Annotated in this window: 4 protein-coding genes and 1 pseudogene; 2 read left to right on the top strand and 3 right to left on the bottom strand. The window is 65.4% G+C overall.

From position 1 onward, the window contains the following. On the top strand, positions 1-200 hold a 200-nt coding region (locus CTA01S_RS15955), incomplete at its 5' end, for a DUF6441 family protein (RefSeq protein ID WP_232301107.1). Here the strand turns inward: CTA01S_RS15955 and CTA01S_RS15950 are convergent. The 3 genes from CTA01S_RS15950 to CTA01S_RS15940 are packed head-to-tail and all read right to left on the bottom strand — an operon-like array spanning position 193 to position 1407. Further along, the gene (locus CTA01S_RS15950; protein WP_062196835.1) at positions 193-624 is read right to left on the bottom strand and encodes a hypothetical protein; all 432 of its coding nucleotides are present in this window, start codon (positions 622-624) and stop codon (positions 193-195) included. The genes CTA01S_RS15955 and CTA01S_RS15950 overlap by 8 nt on opposite strands. Positions 625-643: 19 nt before the next feature. Continuing rightward, complete coding sequence (locus tag CTA01S_RS15945; RefSeq protein ID WP_062196834.1) at positions 644-1165, bottom strand: protein NO VEIN domain-containing protein; 522 nt, start codon at positions 1163-1165, stop codon at positions 644-646. Further along, the gene (locus CTA01S_RS15940; protein WP_371326106.1) at positions 1162-1407 is read right to left on the bottom strand and encodes a FitA-like ribbon-helix-helix domain-containing protein; all 246 of its coding nucleotides are present in this window, start codon (positions 1405-1407) and stop codon (positions 1162-1164) included. The genes CTA01S_RS15945 and CTA01S_RS15940 overlap by 4 nt, the downstream gene beginning before the upstream one ends. Before the next feature lie 102 nt (positions 1408-1509). On the opposite strand from CTA01S_RS15940, the pseudogene CTA01S_RS15935 reads away from it, so the two are divergent. Beyond that, positions 1510-2294: pseudogene (locus CTA01S_RS15935) on the top strand (phage tail tape measure protein); the annotation flags it as partial.

The raw sequence follows: 2294 nt of genomic DNA, 5'->3' as shown, positions 1-2294 counted from the left end.
TTGGCCGCTTCAAGCGCGCCGAGCGCGAGCGCAGCGGCGTCAAGCGCCTGCAGCGCGGCCAGGAGATTCCGATCGCCGTGCTGGTGCGGCGGGTGGATCTCAAGCGCCGGTTCGATCTCGCAGCAGGCGTGCAAGGCGCCTTGCCGGCCTTGGCGCGGGCGATCGAGCGGGAATTCGGCCACAGGGATGTGATTACTTGAAGATCTGCCAGTTGTCCCGGAAAGGCTCCAGCGAGCGCCAACCGATGCCGGGGAACTTGGGATCGTCGAGGTACCTACCGAGATCGCCGTCAGCTTCGGCCAGGATTTGGCCTTCGACGATGAAGTAGTCCACGGCATCGCCCGGTTTGTTGAGGATGACGAACACGTAGACGTGATGAGGTTCGATCGCCGAGCGTTTGATCGGGAAGTAATTGCGCTGCCGGAGGGCCTTTACCTGCACCGTGTAGGTCACGCCCGAGGACTCGCTGTGCGCGAAGATGTCGATGGCCTTGGCGTTGCCGAAGGTGATCGAAGTCTGCAGACCGCGTTTCAGAAGTTCGCCCGCGACGAAGAACTCACCAGCCAGGCCGGTGACTTGCCCGTCCGCGCGCCTCTTCTTGGGGGTGGGGTCGCCCTGGTCCATGTCGCCTACTCGTTCGTTCTCAAGCAGTGACCGGCTCGATGCCGAGGGTTGAATAGGCATCGACATAGCGCTCGGCGGTGATGAACTCGCCCACGGTCTGCACGCCGTTCTCCTTGGTTCGGCCTTGCGGCTTGAAGTCGAGCGAGAGGTGGTAGCTGTCGCTGTTTGGAAACTTGCCGCTGAAGTAGTAATGCAGCCCTTTGGCCACCACGGCGGCGGGAAAAACGTACACCTTCGGCTCGCCCTGCGCATGGGCCAGATCGACGCAACAGATGAAGCGGCGTTCCAGCGGGATCGCCTCGGTGTTGGGCTCGGCGTACTTCTTTTGCAGGATCCAGCGGCGGGAGTACTGCGCCGAGGACTTCACTTCGAGGAAGGCCACATTGCCGACCTTGTCGAACACCAGGATGTCGTAACCGATGGTCGTGCCCCACTGCAGCGTCACCATGTAGCCGCGTTGGGTCAGGCGCGAGGCGACCAGAAACTCCCCGGCCAGGCGGTTGAGGTTCTTCTTCTCGTTAGTAACGCGCGCCACCTTCATTCGAATGCCACCTCACGAGGCAGGGATCGGTCCCGCTGATGAAGCAGTGCCACCTCTTCATCGGTGAGCCGCAAGTCTCGGCCGACATCGATCAGGAGTGAACCCAGCGCCGGGGATTCTTCGACTCGGACGGCTGCTTCCACGATCGCGCATGCCTCGTCTTCGAGGCTGCGCCCGTGCCGCGCCGCGCGCTGGCGCAAGGCGCAAAGCACGGCACCAGGCAGGTCGCGGATGGTCAGCACAGGCATAGGCGCATTGCACCACATCCCCACCTCACTCGCCATGACATCGAACGCCCAGGCCGTCGAGGCCCGAGGGCTTGATCCAGACACCCGTCCAGAACCATGACCGCCCGCGCCCAGATCCTCATCCGCGCCGTCGACGAGACGCGCGCGGCCTTCGGCTCGATCCAGCGGAGCCTGGGTGGTCTGGCCGACGCCGCCCGCAGCGTCAACGGCGTGCTGGCCGGGCTCGGCGTGGCGTTGTCGGCGGCGGGATTGGCCGCGATGGTGAAGTCGGCGCTGGACTCGGCCGATGCGCTCAACAAGCTCTCGCAGCGCGTGGGCATCACGGTGGAGTCGCTCTCTACCCTGGTGCCGGCGGCGGAACTGTCCGGTGTCTCGGCGCAGACCTTCGAGACGGGGCTCAAGAAGCTCGCCACCACGATGTTCGAGGCGGCCACGGGCTCGGAGGAGTCCGCCCGGCGCCTCAAAGCGCTGGGCGTGGAGTTCAAGAACCAGGACGGCACGCTGCGCGCGACCGATGCGGTGCTGCTCGATCTGGCCGACCGTTTCAAGGCCATGCCCGACGGCGCGCAGAAGTCGGCGCTGGCGGTGCAACTGTTCGGCAAGAGCGGCGCCGAGCTCATCCCCTTCCTGAACCAGGGACGCGAAGGCATCGCGGCATTGACCGGCGAGATGGAAGCGCTCGGCGTGCAGATCGGCGGCGACACCGCCGCGCAGGCCGAGGTGTTCAACGACTCGCTGGCCAAGCTGCGGCTCGCCGCGACGAGTCTGGCCAACCGGGTGATCGAGGCGTTCCTGCCGGCCATGAACGAGATGGCGGGCGGGATGGTCGAGTCGGCCAAGCAGGGCGGTGCCTTGCGCGCGATCCTGGATGGCGTGGTGTT

This window comes from Caldimonas taiwanensis NBRC 104434 (genome assembly GCF_001592165.1).
Taxonomy (GTDB): domain Bacteria; phylum Pseudomonadota; class Gammaproteobacteria; order Burkholderiales; family Burkholderiaceae_C; genus Caldimonas; species Caldimonas manganoxidans.
The sequence above is the reverse complement of the archived record's forward strand: the minus strand, read 5'-3'. Positions and strand labels throughout refer to the sequence as shown.

Excerpts from the sequence above, each read along its gene's own strand:
- CTA01S_RS15950 (WP_062196835.1), bottom strand. The coding sequence starts at position 624 with ATGGACCAGGGCGACCCCACCCCCAAGAAGAGGCGCGCGGACGGGCAA.
- CTA01S_RS15945 (WP_062196834.1), bottom strand. The coding sequence starts at position 1,165 with ATGAAGGTGGCGCGCGTTACTAACGAGAAGAAGAACCTCAACCGCCTG.